Here is a 20,700-nt window from a genome sequence, read left to right as displayed (position 1 = left end):
TCGTGGGAGTTTGAAAGTGCATAATCAATCGCTTGCTGTTTAAATTCAGGACTAAAACGTTTAGCCATTTCTTGAATCTCCAAAGATTAAAGTTACGTTATCTTTAGAGGGACGTGCTGTCCATTATTTTGGCTAGGATCACATTAATCGTTTAGAGTTATACATTCAAGCAGCGTATACGAATGATCTATCAAAGATTGTTCAATTATGAGATTGGAGGGGATTCTGCAAGATTAAGTGGTGAATGCAATGATCAAATAGAAAATCAATATTGGTATTTAGGTGTGAAGAAGGCTTTACTGTTTTTAGTAAGTGCGTTTATGACCGTTGAACATGATGACTGACACGATTAATTACTTTAAGCAAAATTTAAAAAAGCTACAACAAATAGGGCTTTGGGTTGGTTTGGCAGATGCGTATGCAACTGAACTGATTGCAAATGCGGGCTATGACTGGTTACTGATTGATGGTGAACATGCCCCGAGTGATTTAAGAACGACATTATCACAACTGCAAAGCATGGCAGCATATCCTTCACAAGCGGTGGTACGTCCACCCATTGGAAGTGTTCAATTAATTAAACAGTTATTGGATATTGGGGTACAAACCTTATTGATTCCAATGGTAGAAACGGTTGAGCAGGCAGAGCTTATGGTAAAAGCGGTACGTTATCCACCAGAAGGGATTCGTGGTGTCGGTGCAGCATTGGCGCGTGCAACGCGTTGGAACAGTATTCCTGATTATTATGCACACGCGCATGAACAAATTTGTTTATTGATTCAAATTGAGTCAGTGCAAGGCTTAAATCATTTAGATGAAATTCTTAAAATTGAAGGGATTGATGGAGTATTCATTGGGGCAGTCGATTTATCTGCGACGATGGGCTATCAAGGTGATCCGAACCATCCTGACGTACAGAAAGCTGTCATAGCAGCCATTCAAAAGATTCGTGCCGCAGGAAAAGCCGCAGGCATCTTATCCACCACAGATGAAGTCACGCAGAAATACATAGAATTAGGAACAGAGTTTGTCGCTGTAGGCGTAGATACCAGTGTCTTGATGAATGGATTAAGAACATTGTTGGCGAAGTATAAAAAGGGCAGTGAGGAAAAGCGAATAGAAGGTGGTTATTAACCCTGAACAGGTAAGCCAGCGAAAAATAAGAGTTTTAAATACTTAGTAATTAAACGTACTTAATTTTAATATTAAGTCCTGTTGTTTTGGATCAACAACCAAAATTTGTGCTGAATCTTCTTTCCAATCACCCAAGACAATACGCTTTTTGCCTTGTAGCTCATGAATGGCTGCACGATGGGTGTGTCCATGAATGAGAATATCTACATCCGCTAAAGCTTGGGTAACGGCTTGTTGATTGACATCCATCACTTCATAACTTTTAAACTGCTGCGCAGCGTAACTTTTTTTACGGAAACCGTTGGCAAGTTTGGTGCGGAAGCTGAGTGGCATTTTTCGTAGAAAGCCCAATACAAGAGGATTGCGAATCACTTTTTTAAAGCGTTGATAACCGACATCATCGGTACAAAGCGCATCACCATGTTCTAGGCGGAACTTGTGTTGATTGATGTTTAGGACATAGTCGTCAGGCAATAAAATGCCATTAAACTGATCCAGAAATTTTTGACCTAAGGCGAAATCACGATTACCCACTTGGAAATAAATCTGATTACCTGCGGCATTAAACTGTTGTAATGCAGCAACGAGTTCATCTAACCATGGTGCAGTATAGTCATCGCCAATCCAAGCATTGAACCAATCACCTAAAATATAGAGCTGAGTTTGCTTAGATTGATATTCTTTAAGCAAAGCGAAAAACCCTCGAACAAGTCGAGGGTGATCGGGTGACAAATGTAAATCTGATATAAACAGATGGGTCACGCTTTTATCCTTTAAATAATCCCTCCTAACCTCCCTTTACTCAGGGAGGAAGTCCCTCTTTTTAAAGAGGGATTTAGGGAGATTAATTACTCAGAAATGATTTTTGCAGATTCGATGACAACGTTTTCTAAAGGAACATCTGCGTGGTAACCACGGTTGCCAGTACGAACGCCTTTGATTGCTTCTACTACATCCATACCGTCAGTAACTTTACCAAATACTGCATAGCCCCAACCTTGCGCTGTTTTACCAGTGTGGTTAAGGAAAGAGTTGTTTTTCACGTTAATAAAGAACTGTGCAGATGCAGAGTGAGGAGCTTGGGTACGCGCCATTGCGATAGTACCGACGTCATTGCTCAAACCGTTGTCTGCTTCGTTCTCAATTGAATCACGAGTTGCTTTTTCTTTGAAGTTTTCATCCATGCCGCCACCTTGGATCATGAAACCATCAATCACACGGTGGAAAATTACGCCGTCATAGAAACCGTCACGAACATATTCTAAAAAGTTAGCAACTGTTTTAGGTGCTTTTTCAGCGTTAAGCTCAAGAACAATACGACCTTTATTGGTGTTTAATTCGACTTGAGGAAAACTCATTGTGTAATCTCCTTAACATGGACATAAAAGCCATGGGTTTTTGGTTGAGAGAAGCATAAGCAAACTGTAAACTACAAGGCAAGTAAAAACGTACATTTCTTTGTTAAAAATACTGAAATTGCGTTTAAAATATCCTGTTTTTTATTTTTAGAAGTGATCTATCTACTATGAAGCCAAATGATGTTGTTGCATCTCTGCCAAATAACCCGACACCAAGTAATCATGCCTCTGTCGATGCTGCGCAGCAAGAACAACAGCCTGGCTTGGATTTTGTACGTCAGGTCATTACTGACGATTTATCTTCTGGGCGTACACAAACCGTTGTAACGCGTTTCCCACCAGAGCCAAATGGCTATTTGCATATTGGCCATGTAAAAGCGATTTGCCTAAATTTTGGTATTGCACAAGAATTTAATGGTTATTGTAATCTTCGTTTTGACGATACAAACCCTGATGCCGAAGAACAAGAATATGTTGATGGTATTGCCAATGATGTAAAATGGTTAGGTTTTGAATGGAAAGATGAACCACGTTATGCGTCGGGTTATTTTGATCAATTATATGCATGGGCAGTGCAATTGATTGAACAAGGTGATGCTTATGTGGATTTGCAATCACCTGAAGAAATTAAATTAAACCGTGGTAACTTTGTTGAGCCTGGAAAGAATTCACCTTACCGTGATGCAACAGTTGCGGAGAACCTAGAACGCTTTGAAAAAATGCGTACTGGTGAAATGAAAGAAGGCGAAGCGGTATTACGTGCCAAAATTGACATGGCATCTCCAAATGTACACATGCGTGATCCAATTCTTTACCGCGTATTGCATTCCGAGCACCATCAAACGGGTGACAAATGGAAAATGTATCCAATGTATGACTATGCTCATCCATTGTCTGATGCAATTGAAGGCATTACGCACTCTTTATGTACTTTGGAATTCCAAGACCACCGTCCATTCTATGACTGGGTCATTGAGAAAGTTCATTCAGCAGCAGTGCCTCGTCAGTACGAATCTAGCCGTTTAAACATTGACTACACCATTACCTCAAAGCGTAAATTGCGTAAATTGGTTGAAGGTGGTTATGTAAATGGATGGGATGATCCACGTATGCCAACAGTTGTCGGTATGCGCCGTCGTGGTTTTACACCTGAAGGTTTACGTGATTTCTGTAAGCGTGTGGGCGTGTCTAAGACTGATGGTATTGTTGATGTGGCAATGCTTGAATTCTGTATCCGTCAATCGCTAGAAAATGCGGCTGGTCGTGGTATGGCAGTTTTGAATCCACTAAAAGTCACGTTAACCAACTTACCTGAAGCTTTGGACTTGGTGCATGCACGTCATCCAAACGTAGATATGGGCGAGCGTGTTATTCCTTTGACTTCTGAAATCTATATTGATCGTAAAGATTTTGAAGAAATTCCACCAAAAGGCTTCAAGCGTTTAGTCCCTGAAGGTGAAGTGCGTTTACGTCATGCTTATGTCATTAAATGTGATGAAATCATTAAGGATGAAAACGGTGAAGTGGTTGAACTAAAATGTTCAATTGATCCTGAAACTTTAGGGAAAAATCCTGAAGGTCGTAAAGTGAAAGGTGTAATTCACTGGGTATCTGCAAGCAAAGGTGTTCCTGCTGAAGTACGTATTTATGACCGTTTATTCACCGAATCTGCACCAGATGCAACCGATGATTTCTTGGCGAATCTAAACCCAGAATCATTGCAAGTGGTACAAGCTGTGATTGAACCCGCTTTGGCACAAGCAGAGCCTGAACAACGTTTCCAATTTGAACGTGAAGGTTATTTTGTAGCAGATCGTTATGACCATTCAGCTGAAAAGCCAGTGTTTAACCGTATTTTAGATTTAAAAGACAGTTTTAAACCAGGTAAATAAAACCTGATTTGAAATGTGAAAGCCCCTGAACCGTGAGTTGAGGGGCTTTTTTAATGTCTAATGTTTTTTGAAATAGAGATTGCAAAGTGAGTTAAATATGATGGATCGCTTAAAAGGAGAAAATGGTACTTTTAAACATCAACTTAACGATTTTTATGTTCTTGATCTTTGAAGAATAAATAAGTCTGTCTTTGCATTTTCGCTTTATCACGCAGTTTCTTTTTAATATATAGCGCAAGTGCAAAGCAAGTGGTGGTAATAGTGAGCAACATACCATTCATATAGCTCATAATTGAGCTTACATAACCGATAGTCGTTAAACGATTCATCATACGAACCACTTGTGGACTGCTTTCCACACCTGTAATTGCCCAAGTGCAAAGATGTTCACAATTGTTCATAATCAGGTGATAGTGGTTTTCTTTCATACGTGAGCGCATACGGCGTACGACTTTGCGACCCGAATATTTAGAATGTTGGTAATGCACGACATCAATTTTTTTACCATGACAGAATTCTGCCAGAGTGGTGGTTTCAATCGGTCTTTTTTTGAAGAAATGGGCAAAACCTGAATAATGGATAACACGTCCACGCCCAATATAAATCCCATGATGAGAGTAGGCGAAGTGTTTTACCACCAAATGTGCCCCAATATGAAACGGTTTTTTCTGTTGATGCATCGCTACACTAAACGAATAAACTTAAGCATTATATTAGCATGTAGTTTACTTGGAATAATGAAGATAAGTGAATAGTTGCATATGAATGCTACAAAAAGCAATAAAATAGAAGAGAAGTGATGAAAGTGTAATAGTTCACATGACAATAACATTGAGACAGGTTCTGCAATTGATCACTATGCTGATCAGTAGCCTAATGTCTATGTCTCAATTTGCTCAAGTGACTAGCTATACGAGGCAATATAATGATCTCAACTATACTGTAGTTGAAGTCCATGATTTATCCAAGCTTCGTTTATTGTTAAATAAACAGAACGATCAAACACCAGTAAATTACTTTAGCCAAATCCCGACACAATTAAACACATGTGAGAAAATGCTATTTGCAATGAATGCGGGCATGTTTCATTACACGTTCCATCCTGTAGGTTTATATATTGAAAATAAGAAAAAGCTATTTCCACTGAACCAGCACCTTGGATGGGGAAATTTCTATTTACAGCCGAATGGTATTTTGGCTTGGAACAGTAAACAGGCTGTTATTTTAAGCACTTCTCAATATGTGAAAGGTAAATTTAAAGCGGATTATGCAACGCAGTCAGGGCCGATGCTGGTGTCTAATCGACGAATCAATCCAATTTTCATAGCAGAAAGTTCATCTCTGAAAATACGTAACGCCGTGGGGATAAAAGATCAAGTGCTATATTTTGTGCTGACTGAGCAAGCTGTAAATTTTTATGCTCTAGCGAGCTTTATGCAAAATGAGCTCAAGTTAGAGCAAGCTTTATATCTAGATGGCTCCATTTCAGCGATGTATCTGGCTGAGAAGGATATCAAGATTCAGAGTAGTCCGTTTGGACCGATGTTGGCGTATATTGAAGATCAGGACTGTGAGTAGAAACAAAAAGGCAATAAAAAAGCATTGGTTGTTCCAATGCTTTTTAATGACGAAATCGGCATCACTGTAATGGTGAACGGGTGATTTCGTTTAGCTCTTTGCGGCTATAACCTCGAGAGGCTAAAACACGTTTAATACCAATGATGACATCGTCATCTGTGGCTTGAGCAAGAGCCTTTAACAGTTGTTCATCTGTTTTGCATGAGCAATCGTTCTCGACACACGCGATTTGATTTTTATGCTCATTCAACTGCTGCGGTGCAGCAAACAATTTTTGCCAAAAACTCATAGAGCCTTCATTCATGAATAACATAGAACGAAATATAGCCAATTCTATAAATAATGCAAGATGATCTAAGTGATAAAAGCAGCAGTTGAACACGCAAAATTTCAATCATAATGGCAAGATTTAACGGTTTTATGACAGGCCAAAATGTACGGTGAAATTAACTACTTTATTTCAAATAAAAATCCTCAAGTTATTGTTTTAAATAACTTGAGGACGTAAAGGAGATGATTAAATAATTCTTACAATTTTTCCAGTAACACACCAGATTCAACATGGTGGGTATACGGGAACTGATCGAATAAAGCAAAACGTGTAACTTTGTGCGTTTGCGTAAGTAGCTTTAAATTGTCATGTAAGGTATCTGGGTTACAAGAAATATAAATGATACGTTCAAAACGCTGTAACAGTTTCAGTGTTTCATCATCAATACCCGCACGCGGTGGATCGACAAATACGGTGTCAAAATCATAACTGCTGATCTCAATTTGTGCTTCTTGTAAGCGTCTAAATTCACGTTCACCATTGTAGGCTTGGGTAAACTCTTCAGCAGAAAGTCGCGCTACTTGAATATTATCAATATTATTTTGTTCAATATTCCATTGTGCAGCGTATACCGACGATTTGGCTAATTCGGTAGCCAACACACGATTAAATCGCGTAGATAACGGTAGGGTAAAGTTACCATTGCCACAATATAGCTCTAAGAGGTCTTTGTTCGATTGACCTGCAGCATTACATGCCCATTCCAACATCTTTTGACAGACTTGAGCATTTGGCTGGGTGAAGCTACTTTCAATTTGTTTGTACTGATATTTTTGCTCAAAAACTTGCAGTTCTTCAACCACAAACTCATCAGACAGCACAACCTTCTGACCGCGACTACGGCCAATAATTTTAATATTTAATTTATCTGCAAGCTGTTTTGCTAAGGCTTGCCATTGTTCGTTTAGTGGGCAACGATAAATTAGGGAAACGAGGATTTCGCCTTTTAAAGTCGCTAAAAAGTGAACTTCAAATAAGCGTTTTGATAAAGCTTCATCACTTTTCAGCTCTGCCAAGAGCACAGGCATGAGTTGATTTATGCTGGCATCGGCAATTGGGAATTCATCAATACGAATCACTTGTTTTTGTTGTTGTTCATCGCGTTCAAACATGGCATAGAACATATCGTCATCAGTATGCCAAATACGAAATTCTGCACGCATACGAAAATGTTGTTCTGGAGATGCGAACACCGCAAGAGATGGGGAATTGAATTCGGCAAATTGTGCAGAAATACGTTCAACTTTGGCATCAAGTTGTTGCTGATAAGATGAAGTCATATGCAGTCAAAAATTATAAAACGTAGAAAACAGGGATGGTAACAAAGTTTACTGAAGAAGACTAAGCGAATTCAGCAACTTCGAATGAAAATCTAAAGAACTGGGCTACAGTTGGATCGATACAGAGAAAATATGCTTTTCTTAAATAAAAAGAAACCAAGCCATTAGACCAGTAATGGCTTGGTAAGGGAAAGATAGCCCTTGAACAGGATGCTTTTAAACCTTAGTTCAAGGTCATTAAGCTTGCATTACCACCAGCAGCGGCAGTATTAATACTGATTGCACGTTCAATCACAAGACGTTCAACAGGAATGTTTTGTTCCGTAGGCTGTAAATGGGTAATACCCACAATAGCACCTGAACGCTGTGCGATTGCAGTTTGCAATTCAAGTACTTGAGTCGTTGTACCATGGTGTAGAACTGCATCAAAATCACCTGTTGCAATGCTTTGGATGACTTTGAATTGTTCAGCCACAATTTTAGGCATCGTTGACATGTGCTTCAATGCGAATACATTGTCAGCAAGTACAGCCGCTTTGCTACCTACAGCAAAAATTGCGTTCAATTGAACCAATTGGTCTTGTTCTTGCTCAGCAAGAGACAATACGCAGTGACGTGCAACAATTGTATATTGGTTGCTTTCACCTGTAGGACCATTTAATTCATACACTTGACCAGAAGCAAGCGCAGAAACTTGAGGCAATTTCACTTGTGGGAACTGCTTTTTCACCCAAGCGCTGAATTGTTCGTACACTTCATTCTTCGGTGCAGCTTGTAATACTTTACCTACAGCAAATGGGGTGCTTAACTGTTTCGCGCTGCATTCTTGCATTAAACGGTACAAGTAAAGTGGACCACCTGCTTTAGGACCAGTACCAGACAAGCCTTCACCACCGAAAGGTTGCACGCCAACAACAGCGCCAACGATGTTGCGGTTGATGTATAAGTTACCCACTTCAGATGTGCTAATCACAGTGTTGATGGTTTCATCAATACGTGTATGTAGACCCATAGTTAAGCCGTAGCCCTTCGCATTGATCTGATCCACTACAGACTTCACATTACCTTGTGAGTAACGGATGATGTGTAATACTGGACCAAACACTTCGCGCTCAAGGTCGTTTAAGTTTGGTAATTCAATTAACGTTGGTGGGATGAATGTACCTTGATTCAAGCTTGTATCAGCAGCATCGTTACGCATGAACTGGTGCACGGCATAGCCTTTACCACGCATTTTTTGAATGTGGTTTTGGATATTGGTTTGTGCTTCAGCATCAATAACTGGACCGATGTCAGTTTTTAATAATGCAGGGTTACCTACATTGAGTTGTTGCATTGCACCTTTCAACATGCGAATCACGCTTTCAGCATTGTCTTCTTGTACGCAAAGGATGCGAAGTGCAGAACAGCGTTGACCAGCACTGTCATAAGCCGAGTTCACAACATCTAGAATCACTTGTTCAGTTAATGCTGATGAATCCACGATCATAGCATTTTGACCACCAGTTTCCGCAATTAACGGAATCGGTTGACCATTTGTACCTAAGCGTTTTGCAACAGTTTTCTGAAGAATTTTCGCAACTTCAGTAGAACCTGTGAACATGATGCCTTGGATACGTGGGTCAGCACTTAATTGCGCACCAACAGTTTCACCACGACCAGGAATTAACTGCACAACAGCTTGAGGTACGCCAGCTTCCCAAAGCATTTGGATAGCTAAAGATGCAATAAGTGGTGTCTGTTCAGCTGGTTTTGCAATAACCGTGTTACCCGCAACAAGTGCTGCAGAAATCTGACCACTGAAGATTGCCAATGGGAAGTTCCATGGGCTAATACACAATACTGTACCTAATGACGCAATTTGAGCATTTGTAGCCAAGTTTGTGCATTGTGCAGCGTAATAACGAAGGAAATCTACTGCTTCACGAACTTCAGCAATGGCATTGGCATAGGTTTTACCACTTTCACGGCATAACAACACCATCAACTCTTGGATACGGCTTTCCATAAGGTCGGCAGCACGGTTTAAACATGCAGCACGTTCATTTTTCGGTGTATTTACCCAAGCTGCTTGTGCATTTGCAGCATTCGTCAATGCTAGGTTTACGTGTTCAGCAGAAGCTTCTTTAACAGAACCAACTTTGTCGCTATGTACCGCAGGGTTGATTACAGCAACTTCGGCTGCAGCAGCAATTTCAGCTAAACCAGGACCCATTGATTCAGCGGCCCATTGCTGTGACATCAGGCTTTGAACTGTTTTGTCCAAGCTTAACAATTCGCTGTCATTGGCTAAGTCTACGCCTGAAGAGTTTTGACGTAATGCACCATATAAATTCTGTGGTAATGGAATAGCAGGGTGTTTTAAACCAATCGCCTTTTCTTGTTTCGCAGAAGTTAAGATCGATTCACGCGGATTTTCGATCAGGTCTTGAATCTCCAAGCTCTTATCAGCAATACGGTTTACAAATGAGGTGTTTGCACCATTTTCAAGTAAACGACGTACTAAGTATGCCAATAAAGTTTCATGCGTACCTACTGGGGCATAAATACGGCAAGGAATGTCCAGTTTATTTTCAGATTTTGGACCAACTACTTGTTCGTATAAAGGTTCACCCATGCCGTGTAAGCATTGGAATTCGTATTGACCAACGTAATATTTCGCAGGATCTGCCAATTGGTAAATTGTCGCTACAGTTTGAGCATTATGCGTCGCAAACTGAGGGTAAATTTGCTCTGGTGCAGCCAATAATTTTCTTGCACATGCGATATAAGACAAGTCTGTATGTACTTTACGGGTAAATACAGGGTAGTCCGTCATACCTTCAATTTGTGCTTTCTTGATTTCGCTATCCCAGTACGCACCTTTCACCAAACGGATCATGAGGCGCTTGTTGCTACGTTTAGCAAGGTCAACAATATAATCTACAACGTAGAAGCAACGTTTTTGGTACGCTTGAATAACAAAGCCAATACCTTTCCAATCTGCCAATTCAGGCTCAAAGCAAAGACGCTCTAATAGCTCTAGAGAAAGCTCTAAACGCTCAGATTCTTCAGCATCGATGTTTAAGCCAATGTTATAGCCTTTTGCCAAACGCGCGAGTTCAAGAACTTTGCTATAAAGTTCTTTGTGTACACGTTCAGTTTGAGAACGTTGGTAACGCGGGTGTAATGCAGAAAGCTTGATAGAGATACCAGGACCGCTATAAACATCTTTGTCTTTAGATGCTTGACCAATCGCATGAATCGCATTGGTGTAGTCATCATAATAACGCTCAGCATCGTGATCAGTTAACGCTGCTTCACCTAACATATCGTATGAATAACGGAAACCTTTATCTTCAAGACGTTCAGCATTGCTTAATGCTTCTTTGATGGTTTCGCCAGTAACGAACTGTTCACCCATCATACGCATAGCAACGTCAACAGCCTTACGAATGATGCCACGACCACTACGTGCAATTAAGCCTGTAAGCATACTAGAAAGGCTAGCTTGCTTAGGTGTTTCCATGAGCATACCTGTTAACATTAAGCCCCACGCAGCGGCATTAACGAACATCAGGTTGCTTTGACCAACGTGGTCTTTCCAGTTACCTTGATTAATTTTGTCACGGATTAATAAATCACGTGTGGCAGTATCAGGAATACGTAATAACGCTTCAGCAAGACACATAAGTGCAATACCTTCTTGCGAAGATAAAGAGAACTCTTGTAATAAACCTTGCACGATACCAGCTTTACCTGCAGAACTTTTACGCTCACGTAAAGTGTGTGCAAGGTTAAAAGCTAAGTCTTGAATACGTGTGTTCAATTCATCTGAAATTTTGCTATGCTCAAGTAGATTTTCAACACATTCAGATTCGGCACGGCGCCAAGCAGTGTTAATTTCTGTTTCGTAAGCGGTCTTTTCTTTGAAAAGCGTAATATAGTCTTGATGAGGTTTGGTTCCATCAATTGGGGAGATGATCGTATTCATGCCAACTTCCTGTGACTGAAAAGATTGAGTTAAGCAAATTGCCGTATATAATTAATGATCACAGAAATAAACCCGAATAACTCACTATTGTTTCCCTTATTTTTAGAGATTAATTCAGATGTCTAGCCAAATTTTATCGCTTGATCGAACGGATATTAAAATTTTAGATATTCTGCAAAACGATGGACGAATATCGAATATTAAATTGGCTGAAGAGGTGAATCTATCTCCTACGGCTGTGCTTGCAAGGGTACAGAAGCTCAGTAAAGATGGATTTATTCTTGGCTATGAAGCCAAGTTAAATGCTGCGATGTTGAATTCAAATTTTGTGGTCTTTGTAGAGATTTTACTCGATAAAACTACACCGAATGTATTAGATGAGTTCTGTGAGGCAGTCATGCAGTATCCAGAAATTGTTGAATGTCATATGACTAGTGGTGGATTTGATTTTGTTGTGAAGATTCGCTGCGCCAGTATGGAAGAGTTTCGTAAAATTTCAGGTCAGGTGCTGTGGCAACTGCCAGGAATTAAAGAAACTCGAAGTTATCCTGTTATGGAAGTTATTAAAGAAAGTGCGAAGTTGAACCTGAAAGTTAAAAAGAGTAGATAAAAATAAAGGGGCATTTAGCCCCTTTATTTTTTAACTGTACGAAGAATTATTTATTCTTCAATTCAGCCATTTCGCGTTTATAGAATGCATCCGCTTGTTCAAAACGTTCTACAACATCTTTCTCAGGTTCTTTACCAAGTAAGCTCACCACGACAATACTGACGAATGACAAGATGAAGCCAGGGATGATTTCATAAATACCAGTGTCGCCCATCGTATTTTTCCATACGATTACGGTTACTGCACCTACAAGAATACCTATGATTGCACCGTTGAGTGTCATGCGTTTCCAGAACAATGACAAGATGATTAATGGACCAAACGCAGCACCAAAACCAGCCCAAGCATAAGCTACTAAGCCTAAAACTTTACTATCAGGATTTTGAGCAAGCACAATCGCAAGGATTGAAATGCTGATTACCATTAAACGACCAATCCAAACCAACTCGTTTTGAGAAGCATTTTTACGGATGAACGCTTTGTATAAATCTTCTGTTAAAGTACTAGAACATACCAAAAGCTGACAGCTTAAAGTACTCATCACTGCTGAAAGAATTGCAGCAAGAATGATCCCTGCTACCCATGGGTTAAATAAGATTTTATTTAATTCCATGAAAACAGTTTCAGGGTTTTGTGTTACTGCTGCTGCAAATTCAGGGTGTTGCTGGAAGTAAGCAATACCAACAAAACCAGCACCAACTGCGCCACCTAAGCATAAAATCATCCATGCCATACCAATGCGACGAGCAGCAGGGATAGTTTTTGCAGAATCAGCCGCCATAAAGCGGACTAAAATGTGGGGTTGACCGAAATAGCCTAAGCCCCATGCCATTGAAGATAAAATAGCAACAGTACTTAAACCTTCAAGCATATTCATTGCTTGTGGACGAGCAGTTTCGAGCAGTACACCGAATTGTTGACTATGATCATCAATTGCAAGGTAAGTAATCACTGGCATTAACAGTAAGGCAAAAATCATTAAGCCTGCTTGGAATGTGTCAGTCCAACTTACAGCAAGGAACCCACCAATACATACATATGAAATTGTTGCGAGTGCACCAATCCACAGGGCAGTAGAGTAGTCCCATCCAAATAAACTTTCGAATAAGCGTGCGCCAGCAACCATACCTGAGGCACAGTAAATAGCAAAGAAGATTAAAATTACGAAAGCGGAAATAATACGTAACACACGTTTTTTGTCGCCAAAACGACCAGTGAAATAATCTGGTAATGTAAGCGCATTATTTTGAAATTCAGTGTGAACACGTAAACGTCCAGCGACTAAAAGCCAGTTTAGCCATGCACCGATAATTAAACCAATAGCAATCCACGCTTCAGAGAGACCAGAAAGATAAATTGCTCCTGGTAAACCCATGAGTAACCAGCCACTCATGTCCGATGCACCTGCTGAAAGTGCAGTTACAACGCTTCCAAGACTACGTCCACCCAAAATGTAGTCAGAGAAATCTGAAGTTGCCTTATAGGCATATAGGCCAATACCGACCATTGCGATAATGTAAAAAATAAAGGTGATTAATGTAGGGTTCACTTGACTCATATGCCCATCCTTTGTCCTAAAACCATCAATCCAAGATGATTTTTTGAGCTGCAATAGCGAGGAGGTGATTCAATCATAAAAGCAAAATTACTTACTGTTACATTTCTAGGGTGTTTATAGTCATTTTGTGTAGCGAAATGTAATTTTGGTTACAAAACTAAAAATGACAAAAAATTGTACTAAGCATATGTAAAATGGTCTTTTTAAAAGAATGGATGCGTTAAAAAGATGATTATTCACTATATTTGATGATAATTTAACCTATAAAGATGGAATTTCATCAAAATAATGATTTTGTTACATAAAATAACAATCAGATTATGCTTTATTTGTGAGAAATATTAGTTAGATAGCTTTAATTGACTCTTGCTTTTAGCGCAATGAAGTCATGAAATTTGAAAATTAGAATTTTTAGAGCATTTTAGATATTGCTATATTTTTCAATTAAATTCTGCAAGGTTGGATTCTAATCTTCTATATTCTACATTTGTATAATTATTTTATTAAATTTTTGTGATCACTTGGCTTTAATGTCACAAAGAAAACGATGAAGAAAATTATCTATCTAGTTTTCATTTATAGAAATAAAAACCTAGTTTGAACGCAATATTTGTATGGCACTTTTTTAGAGTTGCTGGTGTCAATTTATAAAAGTGAATATCAAATGTCCTGTTGGGCAAGAGATAAGAGGTATTTGCACTATATAATAGTCATTCAAAATGTTGGAGAGATGTGCTGAGATGCTAAATAAGCTGAAAGATGTATTTAAAAGTTCTAGAGTAAAAGAGGAAGAGGCTTATCTGCATGAACATGCGATTCAGTTCAATCCACAACAGGGGTATATTGTAGATGGTATTGTTCTAAATCAAGCTCTATCAGAGCGCTTAGAGTATTTTTCCAATCGTCGCTTAAATAAGTTTGATGATTTGAAAGCACTTTACTATGCGGCTATGTTAATTAATGAAAAAATTGATTTGGAAATTACGCAACAGAAATTTGTCGCGCGTTTAGGCAATACGGAAGAAAACTTACTCCAATTTAAAAGCATTGTGAAAAAACTGAACGATTACTATCGTAATTTTATTCGAGAGAAATAAAATTAGAGCCTAAAAGTAAAAAATATCTATATCGGGCATGTCATTTATTAACCTAATCTCACAATGACGTGCTTGATGAATAAGATTCAGTCACTATATAACTGTATAAAAATTTTATGTAGTTTTAGCTGCGTGATAAGATTGTAACCAAGTGACTTATCTCTAAAAAGCGATCTACATGTTCCAACAAGAAATTGCTCAACTCAATCTCTCTAAGTTGAAAGCAGGTGACAAACGCTGGATCGGACAACTACAAGGTTCAGCTGCTGCACTATTATTTAAAGAAATCTCAAAACAACATCAGCAACTTTTTATCCTCGTTGCACGAAATAGTCAGCATTTAGCTCAGTTAGAAAGTGAACTTGAGTTTTATGGACTAAAGCCAACCATTTTCCCTGATTGGGAAATCTTACCTTACGACCGTTTATCTCCTCATCAAGATATTGTTTCGGAACGTTTGGCTATTTTATCTAATATGCCACAACAAGGGGTGTTATTGGTTTCTGCCTCGACTTTGGCACAGCGCGTTGCACCGACCTCTTGGGTATTGGGAGAACATTTCGATATTCAAGTTGGACAAAAATTTGATATTGAAAAGCAAAAGTTACGATTGATTCAGGCAGGCTATCATCTGGTTGATACAGTATATGACCATGGTGAATTTGCTGTGCGCGGCAGTATTATGGATATTTTTGCATCTGGGCAAAATTCACCGATACGTATCGATCTTTTTGATGATGAAATCGAAAGTTTAAAATTTTTTGATCCTGAAACCCAACGTACCACGCAAAATCTAGAAAAATTTAGTGTACTCCCTGCAAAAGAATTTCCATTAAAAGAAGCACGTTCTTTATTTAGAGACCGTTATGCTGAAAGTTTTCCAACAGCAAATCCGAAAAAAAATCCAATTTATCAAGATGTACTTGAAGGAATTGCTTCGCCAGGCATAGAGTTTTATTTACCACTTTTTTTCGATAAGTCTTTGATGCAAGGTCAAAGTACGCTTATGGCGTATTTACCACAGAATGGCATTGTCATTACAGATAATGGATTGGATGATGGGATATCGAGCTTCTGGAAAGAAGTTTTACGCCGTTATGAAGACCGTCGTCATAATATTGATCATCCGATCTTGCCACCAGAAGAGTTATTTCTCTCACCTAACGTTGTTTTAGAACAATTAAATAAATTTGCTCGTGTTATTGCATCAACTGAAGCCGTAGAAGAGCGCGCTGGAGCAATCAATTTAGATACGGAAGCTCCACCACGTTTAGCGGTTGATCCTAAACAAGAAAAGCCTTTTGCAGCTGTAAAGCAATATTTAGATGCAGTTAATCATCCAGTATTACTCGTTGCGGAAAGTGCAGGTCGACGCGAAACTTTAAAAGATGCTTTACGACCTTTTTTAGGTGATATTCCAAGTGTCGAAAGCTTTGCTGATTTCCAGCAATCTTTACAAGCAATTGCAATTACCAGTGCACCACTTGATCGAGGGTTGGTCGTTCGAGGGCAGTTGAGTGTAATTTCAGAAAATCAACTTTATGAGCATCGCGTAGTACAGCGCCGCCGTAAGCGTCAGCAGGAAGTTTCCGAAGAGTTTCTGATTAAAAGTCTGACTGAACTGAGTATTGGTGCGCCAGTAGTGCATATTGATTACGGGGTTGGGCGTTATGCAGGTTTAGTCACACTAAGTATTGATGATCAAGAGCATGAGTTTTTGCAACTTGATTATGCCGATGCAGCCAAAGTTTATGTTCCTGTCACGAATTTACATTTAATCAGCAGATATAGTGGTGGGGATCCTGATTTAGCCCCATTACATAAACTGGGTACAGATGCTTGGAATAAAGCAAAACGAAAAGCTTTAGAGCAAATTCATGATGTGGCAGCGGAGTTATTGCATATACAGGCGCGTCGACAATCTAAACCAGGCATCAGTTTTGAGTTAGATCAGAGCTTATATATGCAATTTGCCAGCGGATTTGCATATGAAGAAACTTTAGATCAAGCCAATGCCATTGAAGCAACGCTGCATGATATGCAATTGGCCAAGCCGATGGATCGTTTGGTCTGTGGTGATGTTGGGTTTGGTAAAACTGAAGTTGCTATGCGCGCGGCTTTTTTAGCAGTTCAAAACAATAAACAGGTTGCTGTATTGGTGCCAACCACCTTATTGGCGCAACAGCATTATGAATCATTTAAAGATCGTTTTGCAGATTGGCCAATTCGTATAGAAGTATTGTCGCGTTTTGGTTCTAGCAAAACTCACCTCAAAATTATTGAAGACCTAGCCGAAGGTAAAGTTGATATTGTGGTGGGCACCCATAAGATTCTGCAAGAGAATGTCCAATTTAAGAATCTCGGTTTAATGATTGTAGATGAAGAACATCGTTTTGGTGTACGTGACAAAGAGCGAATCAAAGCGATGCGTGCCGATGTGGACATGCTGACACTTACAGCAACGCCAATTCCGCGGACTTTGAATATGGCATTTAGCGGAATGCGTGATTTATCGATTATTGCGACACCTCCCGCACGTCGTTTAGCTGTGAAAACCTTTGTACAAGAACATACATCAGAATCGGTAAAAGAAGCGATTCTGCGTGAACTGCTTCGTGGTGGGCAAGTTTATTTCTTGCATAATGAAGTGGAAACCATCGAAAGAGCAGCAGAAAGTATCCGTGAGCTTGTGCCAGAGGCACGGGTTGCGGTTGCACATGGACAAATGCGAGAGCGCGAACTTGAGCAAGTCATGCAGCAGTTCTACCATAAAGAATACAATGTATTGGTTTGTTCAACCATTATTGAAACAGGGATTGATGTCCCAAATGCCAATACAATTTTAATTGAACGAGCCGATAAATTGGGCTTAGCGCAGTTACATCAATTGCGTGGACGAGTAGGGCGTTCGCATCACCAAGCCTATGCCTATTTGTTAGTGCCTTCTATTAAAGGACTTAAAGGTGATGCAGAAAAACGACTCGATGCCATTCAGCGTGCTGCAACATTAGGTGCTGGTTTCATGTTGGCAACTGAAGACCTTGAAATTCGCGGTGCGGGTGAACTCCTTGGCGAGCAGCAAAGTGGCTCTATGCAAGCAATTGGTTATAGTTTGTATATGGAAATGCTTGAAAAGGCGACGAAAGCAATTCAGAAAGGTAAGACACCAAACTTTGATGCACCATTGTCGTTAACGGCTGAGATCAATTTGCATATGCCTGCATTAATTCCAGATGATTATTTGGGAGATGTACATCAACGACTTCTGTTTTATAAGCGTATTAGTAATACAGATCAACAAGAAAAACTCGATAATATTCGTATGGAATTGATTGATCGTTTTGGTATTCCACCGCAACCTGTAAAGCAGCTTTTTGCTGTACATCAACTGCGTCTTAAGGCTGAACATTTAGGGATTACTAAAATTGATATCAATACTAATGGTGGCTATATCGAGTTTTCACAAGATACCCCCGTCCAAGCGATGACTATCATTAGTATGATGCAAAAACATCCAACCTTCTTCCGTATGGAAGGCGGTCAGCGCTTAAAAGTCATGGTGATGTTGGAAGATTTTCAAAAAAGAATCCAATTTATTAATGAGTTACTTGAGAGTTTACTTAAAGAGTTAAATTAGTTGATAGGCAACACTTCTTTGGCTTGACTTTCTAAAAGTAAGATTAGAACGATAGCCAAAGAAACAATTGATTTATTTGGAAAAATTATTAAAGTGTTAAATGTGATCAATATCATATAAAATAGCAATTTATTTGTAATGAAACACCTTTTATAGAATACTCAGCTCTAGTTTGATGTGATAGTATTAACCATCATTCTAATTTTCCATCATTTATAAAGATATGTTTAGTTTGCATCCACAACTTGCTCAAGATACGTTTTTTGTAGGCGATTTTCCGCTTTCTACATGTCGTTTAATGAATGATATGCAGTTTCCTTGGCTTATTCTTATTCCACGTGTACCTGGAGTAACTGAGCTTTATGAATTAAGTCAAGCAGATCAAGAGCAGTTCTTGCGGGAATCAAGTTGGTTATCTAGTCAACTTTCACGTGTATTCCGTGCTGATAAAATGAATGTTGCAGCATTGGGTAACATGGTTCCTCAGTTACATTTCCATCATGTTGTTCGTTATCAAAATGACGTGGCTTGGCCTAAACCAGTTTGGGGCACAACAGCAGTTCCATATACCAATGAAGTTCTTGCGCACATGCGTCAAACATTAATGCTTGCTCTACGTGGTCAAGGCGATATGCCATTTGACTGGCGCATGGATTGATCCCAGAAATCATTTGTTTATGGATGAATTGTGATTAGATTCGGGTTCTGGAGTAGGTAGTGCTATCATTAAGCAATTGGATAGATAGAGACCCTAAGCATTTTGAATATCTTCATCGTGTGATGGGATATGCAATGCTATCTCTACTTTTAGTTGTTTATCACTACACATCCCCAGAAACCAAGTATCAAATTTATGTCCCAATCCTGCTTGGAGTTGTGGCATTAATTCTTCCTAAACTTTCGAATTGGTTGGAATTTAAGTTTGGTTACCATACCAAACGAAATACATTATTTGCGATTGATGTTGTAGTCATAGCAATTATGTTGTCGGCAGTACATTTAAGTTTGGTGCTGACTTTTACTGCAATTTTTGCAATTTTATTTTCATCTATAAATACAAAAGTCTCTTTTTTCTCTGCCATGCTCACATGTGTGTTTGGTGTAGCTGTTTTTTACTTTAGTAATATTTTTATTTTCGGTTTTGGTGAGTATTTTGAACATACATCGTCAGAACTGACAGTTCTTTCATTTTTATGTTTAATCACCTACTTTGGTGTTGGGATTATTTATCAAAGCCGTCGCATTCGCTATATCCATACCAAGCGTGAATATTATTATAATCAGATGAACCGCTATATGGAGTTCGCAAACCAACTCAGTCGTTATGCACCACTACAGCTTTGGCAATCGATTATGAAAGGAGAGTCGGAAGCCAAAATTGAATATAAACGTAAAAAAATGACAGTTTTTTTTTCCGATATTCAAGGTTTTACCGAGCTGTCTGAAACATTAATTCCAGATGATCTTGCCTACTTACTCAATGATTATTTAAGTCACATGACCGAAATTGCTAAGCAATATGAAGGTACTGTTGATAAATTTATGGGCGATGCTATTTTAATTTTCTTTGGTGATCCTAATACGCAAGGTGTTGAGCAAGATGCGAAAACCTGTGTAGAAATGGCGATGGTCATGCGCCAGCAAATGAAGTTGCTTCGTGAGCGTTGGATTAAAATGGGTTATCCGCCATTGCATATCCGCATGGGAATTAGTACAGGATATTGCCACGTTGGGAATTATGGTGCTGCACATCGTATGGCTTATACAATTGTGGGGCGTGATGCGAACTTGGCAGCTCGCTTACAAAGTGCAGCAGCGGTCGATGAAATCTTAATTTCGGATGATACTTATAATCTGATTAAAAATGACTATTTATGTGCGCCCAAATCACCAATTTACTTGAAGGGAATTCAGGGGCCTGTTCGTACTTGGCAGGTGATGGAAAAGTATACTTCTCAAAAAACAGATTATCAGCGTTGGTTTGATTATGAATATAAAGGTTTTCACTTATTGCTGAACTTAGATGAAGTGCAAAACTTTGAGTATCCAGAGTTGATCACAGTGTTAGATAAAATGATTAAGCGCATTCAAACTCAGCAAAAATTAACCAACTCCCAAGGTATTGTGAAGTTAAAACTTGAAGATGAAGTCATCCAGCCTATTGAAAATACGCATATTCATTAAATTAAGTTAATCCTAAAGTGATGTGACTTTCTATAAGAAGTAAGAAATTGAACAACAAAAAACCACGC

15 protein-coding genes are annotated in these 20,700 nt (G+C 39.1%); 8 read left to right on the top strand and 7 right to left on the bottom strand.

Annotated elements, in window-relative coordinates; genetic code table 11:
- The first annotated feature begins 336 nt into the window (after positions 1-336).
- Positions 337-1,134 carry a 4-hydroxy-2-oxoheptanedioate aldolase gene (gene hpaI / locus I593_RS04175; RefSeq protein WP_026441172.1) on the top strand — a complete coding sequence of 266 codons (798 nt, stop codon included), beginning with the start codon at positions 337-339 and terminating at the stop codon, positions 1,132-1,134.
- Positions 1,135-1,176: 42 nt separating this feature from the next.
- On the opposite strand, the gene I593_RS04170 is transcribed toward hpaI, so the two are convergent.
- Positions 1,177-1,896 (bottom strand): UDP-2,3-diacylglucosamine diphosphatase, encoded by a 720-nt coding sequence (locus I593_RS04170; protein ID WP_016166315.1) that lies wholly within the window; start codon positions 1,894-1,896, stop codon positions 1,177-1,179.
- 86 nt (positions 1,897-1,982) lie between these two features.
- Positions 1,983-2,492, bottom strand: coding sequence for a peptidylprolyl isomerase (locus tag I593_RS04165; RefSeq protein ID WP_016166314.1), 510 nt, complete (start codon positions 2,490-2,492; stop codon positions 1,983-1,985).
- Positions 2,493-2,659: 167 nt separating this feature from the next.
- Here I593_RS04165 and I593_RS04160 point away from each other — a divergent pair, with 167 nt between their 5' ends.
- Entirely contained in the window at positions 2,660-4,384 is a 1,725-nt protein-coding gene (locus I593_RS04160) for a glutamine--tRNA ligase/YqeY domain fusion protein (RefSeq protein ID WP_016166313.1), read from the top strand.
- Positions 4,385-4,527: 143 nt separating this feature from the next.
- On the opposite strand, the gene I593_RS04155 is transcribed toward I593_RS04160, so the two are convergent.
- On the bottom strand, positions 4,528-5,064 hold the full coding sequence (locus I593_RS04155; RefSeq protein ID WP_016166312.1) for a lecithin retinol acyltransferase family protein: 537 nt from the start codon (positions 5,062-5,064) through the stop codon (positions 4,528-4,530).
- Between the two features lie 196 nt (positions 5,065-5,260).
- Between I593_RS04155 and I593_RS04150 the strand changes: the two genes are divergently transcribed.
- Positions 5,261-5,962 carry a phosphodiester glycosidase family protein gene (locus I593_RS04150; protein ID WP_016166311.1) on the top strand — a complete coding sequence of 234 codons (702 nt, stop codon included), beginning with the start codon at positions 5,261-5,263 and terminating at the stop codon, positions 5,960-5,962.
- A gap of 61 nt (positions 5,963-6,023) precedes the next feature.
- Here the strand turns inward: I593_RS04150 and I593_RS04145 are convergent, their stop codons facing one another.
- The 3 genes from I593_RS04145 to putA form a co-directional block, all read right to left on the bottom strand.
- Positions 6,024-6,251 carry a hypothetical protein gene (locus tag I593_RS04145; protein WP_026441170.1) on the bottom strand — a complete coding sequence of 76 codons (228 nt, stop codon included), beginning with the start codon at positions 6,249-6,251 and terminating at the stop codon, positions 6,024-6,026.
- 239 nt (positions 6,252-6,490) lie between these two features.
- Positions 6,491-7,573 carry a tRNA (uridine(54)-C5)-methyltransferase TrmA gene (gene trmA, locus I593_RS04140; RefSeq protein WP_016166309.1) on the bottom strand — a complete coding sequence of 361 codons (1,083 nt, stop codon included), beginning with the start codon at positions 7,571-7,573 and terminating at the stop codon, positions 6,491-6,493.
- A gap of 223 nt (positions 7,574-7,796) precedes the next feature.
- Positions 7,797-11,546 carry a trifunctional transcriptional regulator/proline dehydrogenase/L-glutamate gamma-semialdehyde dehydrogenase gene (putA, locus tag I593_RS04135; protein WP_016166308.1) on the bottom strand — a complete coding sequence of 1,250 codons (3,750 nt, stop codon included), beginning with the start codon at positions 11,544-11,546 and terminating at the stop codon, positions 7,797-7,799.
- Between the two features lie 118 nt (positions 11,547-11,664).
- Between putA and I593_RS04130 the strand changes: the two genes are divergently transcribed.
- Complete coding sequence (locus tag I593_RS04130) at positions 11,665-12,156, top strand: Lrp/AsnC ligand binding domain-containing protein (protein ID WP_016166307.1); 492 nt, start codon at positions 11,665-11,667, stop codon at positions 12,154-12,156.
- A gap of 46 nt (positions 12,157-12,202) precedes the next feature.
- On the opposite strand, the gene putP is transcribed toward I593_RS04130, so the two are convergent.
- Positions 12,203-13,714, bottom strand: coding sequence for a sodium/proline symporter PutP (gene putP, locus I593_RS04125; protein WP_016166306.1), 1,512 nt, complete (start codon positions 13,712-13,714; stop codon positions 12,203-12,205).
- A 740-nt stretch (positions 13,715-14,454) separates the two neighbouring features.
- Here putP and I593_RS04120 point away from each other — a divergent pair.
- The 4 genes from I593_RS04120 to I593_RS04105 all read left to right on the top strand — a co-directional run bounded on the left by I593_RS04120 (position 14,455) and on the right by I593_RS04105 (position 20,632).
- Positions 14,455-14,811 carry a hypothetical protein gene (locus I593_RS04120; protein WP_016166305.1) on the top strand — a complete coding sequence of 119 codons (357 nt, stop codon included), beginning with the start codon at positions 14,455-14,457 and terminating at the stop codon, positions 14,809-14,811.
- 178 nt (positions 14,812-14,989) lie between these two features.
- Positions 14,990-18,448, top strand: a complete 3,459-nt coding sequence (gene mfd, locus I593_RS04115; RefSeq protein ID WP_016166304.1) for a transcription-repair coupling factor — start codon at positions 14,990-14,992, stop codon at positions 18,446-18,448.
- Positions 18,449-18,671: 223 nt separating this feature from the next.
- Positions 18,672-19,106, top strand: coding sequence for an HIT domain-containing protein (locus I593_RS04110; protein WP_016166303.1), 435 nt, complete (start codon positions 18,672-18,674; stop codon positions 19,104-19,106).
- 122 nt (positions 19,107-19,228) lie between these two features.
- Complete coding sequence (locus I593_RS04105) at positions 19,229-20,632, top strand: adenylate/guanylate cyclase domain-containing protein (protein WP_042069159.1); 1,404 nt, start codon at positions 19,229-19,231, stop codon at positions 20,630-20,632.
- Positions 20,633-20,700: the final 68 nt, after the last annotated feature.

The organism is Acinetobacter tandoii DSM 14970 = CIP 107469 (genome assembly GCF_000400735.1).
GTDB classification, from domain to species: Bacteria; Pseudomonadota; Gammaproteobacteria; order Pseudomonadales; family Moraxellaceae; genus Acinetobacter; species Acinetobacter tandoii.
The sequence above is the reverse complement of the archived record's forward strand: the minus strand, read 5'-3'. Positions and strand labels throughout refer to the sequence as shown.

What these genes read in the sequence shown, in the direction of transcription:
- I593_RS04155 (WP_016166312.1), bottom strand. Translation starts at nt 5,064, where the DNA reads ATGCATCAACAGAAAAAACCGTTTCATATTGGGGCACATTTGGTGGTA.
- I593_RS04150 (WP_016166311.1), top strand. Translation starts at nt 5,261, where the DNA reads ATGTCTATGTCTCAATTTGCTCAAGTGACTAGCTATACGAGGCAATAT.
- I593_RS04160 (WP_016166313.1), top strand. Translation starts at nt 2,660, where the DNA reads ATGAAGCCAAATGATGTTGTTGCATCTCTGCCAAATAACCCGACACCA.
- I593_RS04145 (WP_026441170.1), bottom strand. Translation starts at nt 6,251, where the DNA reads ATGAGTTTTTGGCAAAAATTGTTTGCTGCACCGCAGCAGTTGAATGAG.
- I593_RS04120 (WP_016166305.1), top strand. Translation starts at nt 14,455, where the DNA reads ATGCTAAATAAGCTGAAAGATGTATTTAAAAGTTCTAGAGTAAAAGAG.
- I593_RS04105 (WP_042069159.1), top strand. Translation starts at nt 19,229, where the DNA reads ATGGGATATGCAATGCTATCTCTACTTTTAGTTGTTTATCACTACACA.
- putP (WP_016166306.1), bottom strand. Translation starts at nt 13,714, where the DNA reads ATGAGTCAAGTGAACCCTACATTAATCACCTTTATTTTTTACATTATC.
- trmA (WP_016166309.1), bottom strand. Translation starts at nt 7,573, where the DNA reads ATGACTTCATCTTATCAGCAACAACTTGATGCCAAAGTTGAACGTATT.
- putA (WP_016166308.1), bottom strand. Translation starts at nt 11,546, where the DNA reads ATGAATACGATCATCTCCCCAATTGATGGAACCAAACCTCATCAAGAC.
- I593_RS04110 (WP_016166303.1), top strand. Translation starts at nt 18,672, where the DNA reads ATGTTTAGTTTGCATCCACAACTTGCTCAAGATACGTTTTTTGTAGGC.
- I593_RS04165 (WP_016166314.1), bottom strand. Translation starts at nt 2,492, where the DNA reads ATGAGTTTTCCTCAAGTCGAATTAAACACCAATAAAGGTCGTATTGTT.
- mfd (WP_016166304.1), top strand. Translation starts at nt 14,990, where the DNA reads ATGTTCCAACAAGAAATTGCTCAACTCAATCTCTCTAAGTTGAAAGCA.
- I593_RS04130 (WP_016166307.1), top strand. Translation starts at nt 11,665, where the DNA reads ATGTCTAGCCAAATTTTATCGCTTGATCGAACGGATATTAAAATTTTA.
- hpaI (WP_026441172.1), top strand. Translation starts at nt 337, where the DNA reads ATGACTGACACGATTAATTACTTTAAGCAAAATTTAAAAAAGCTACAA.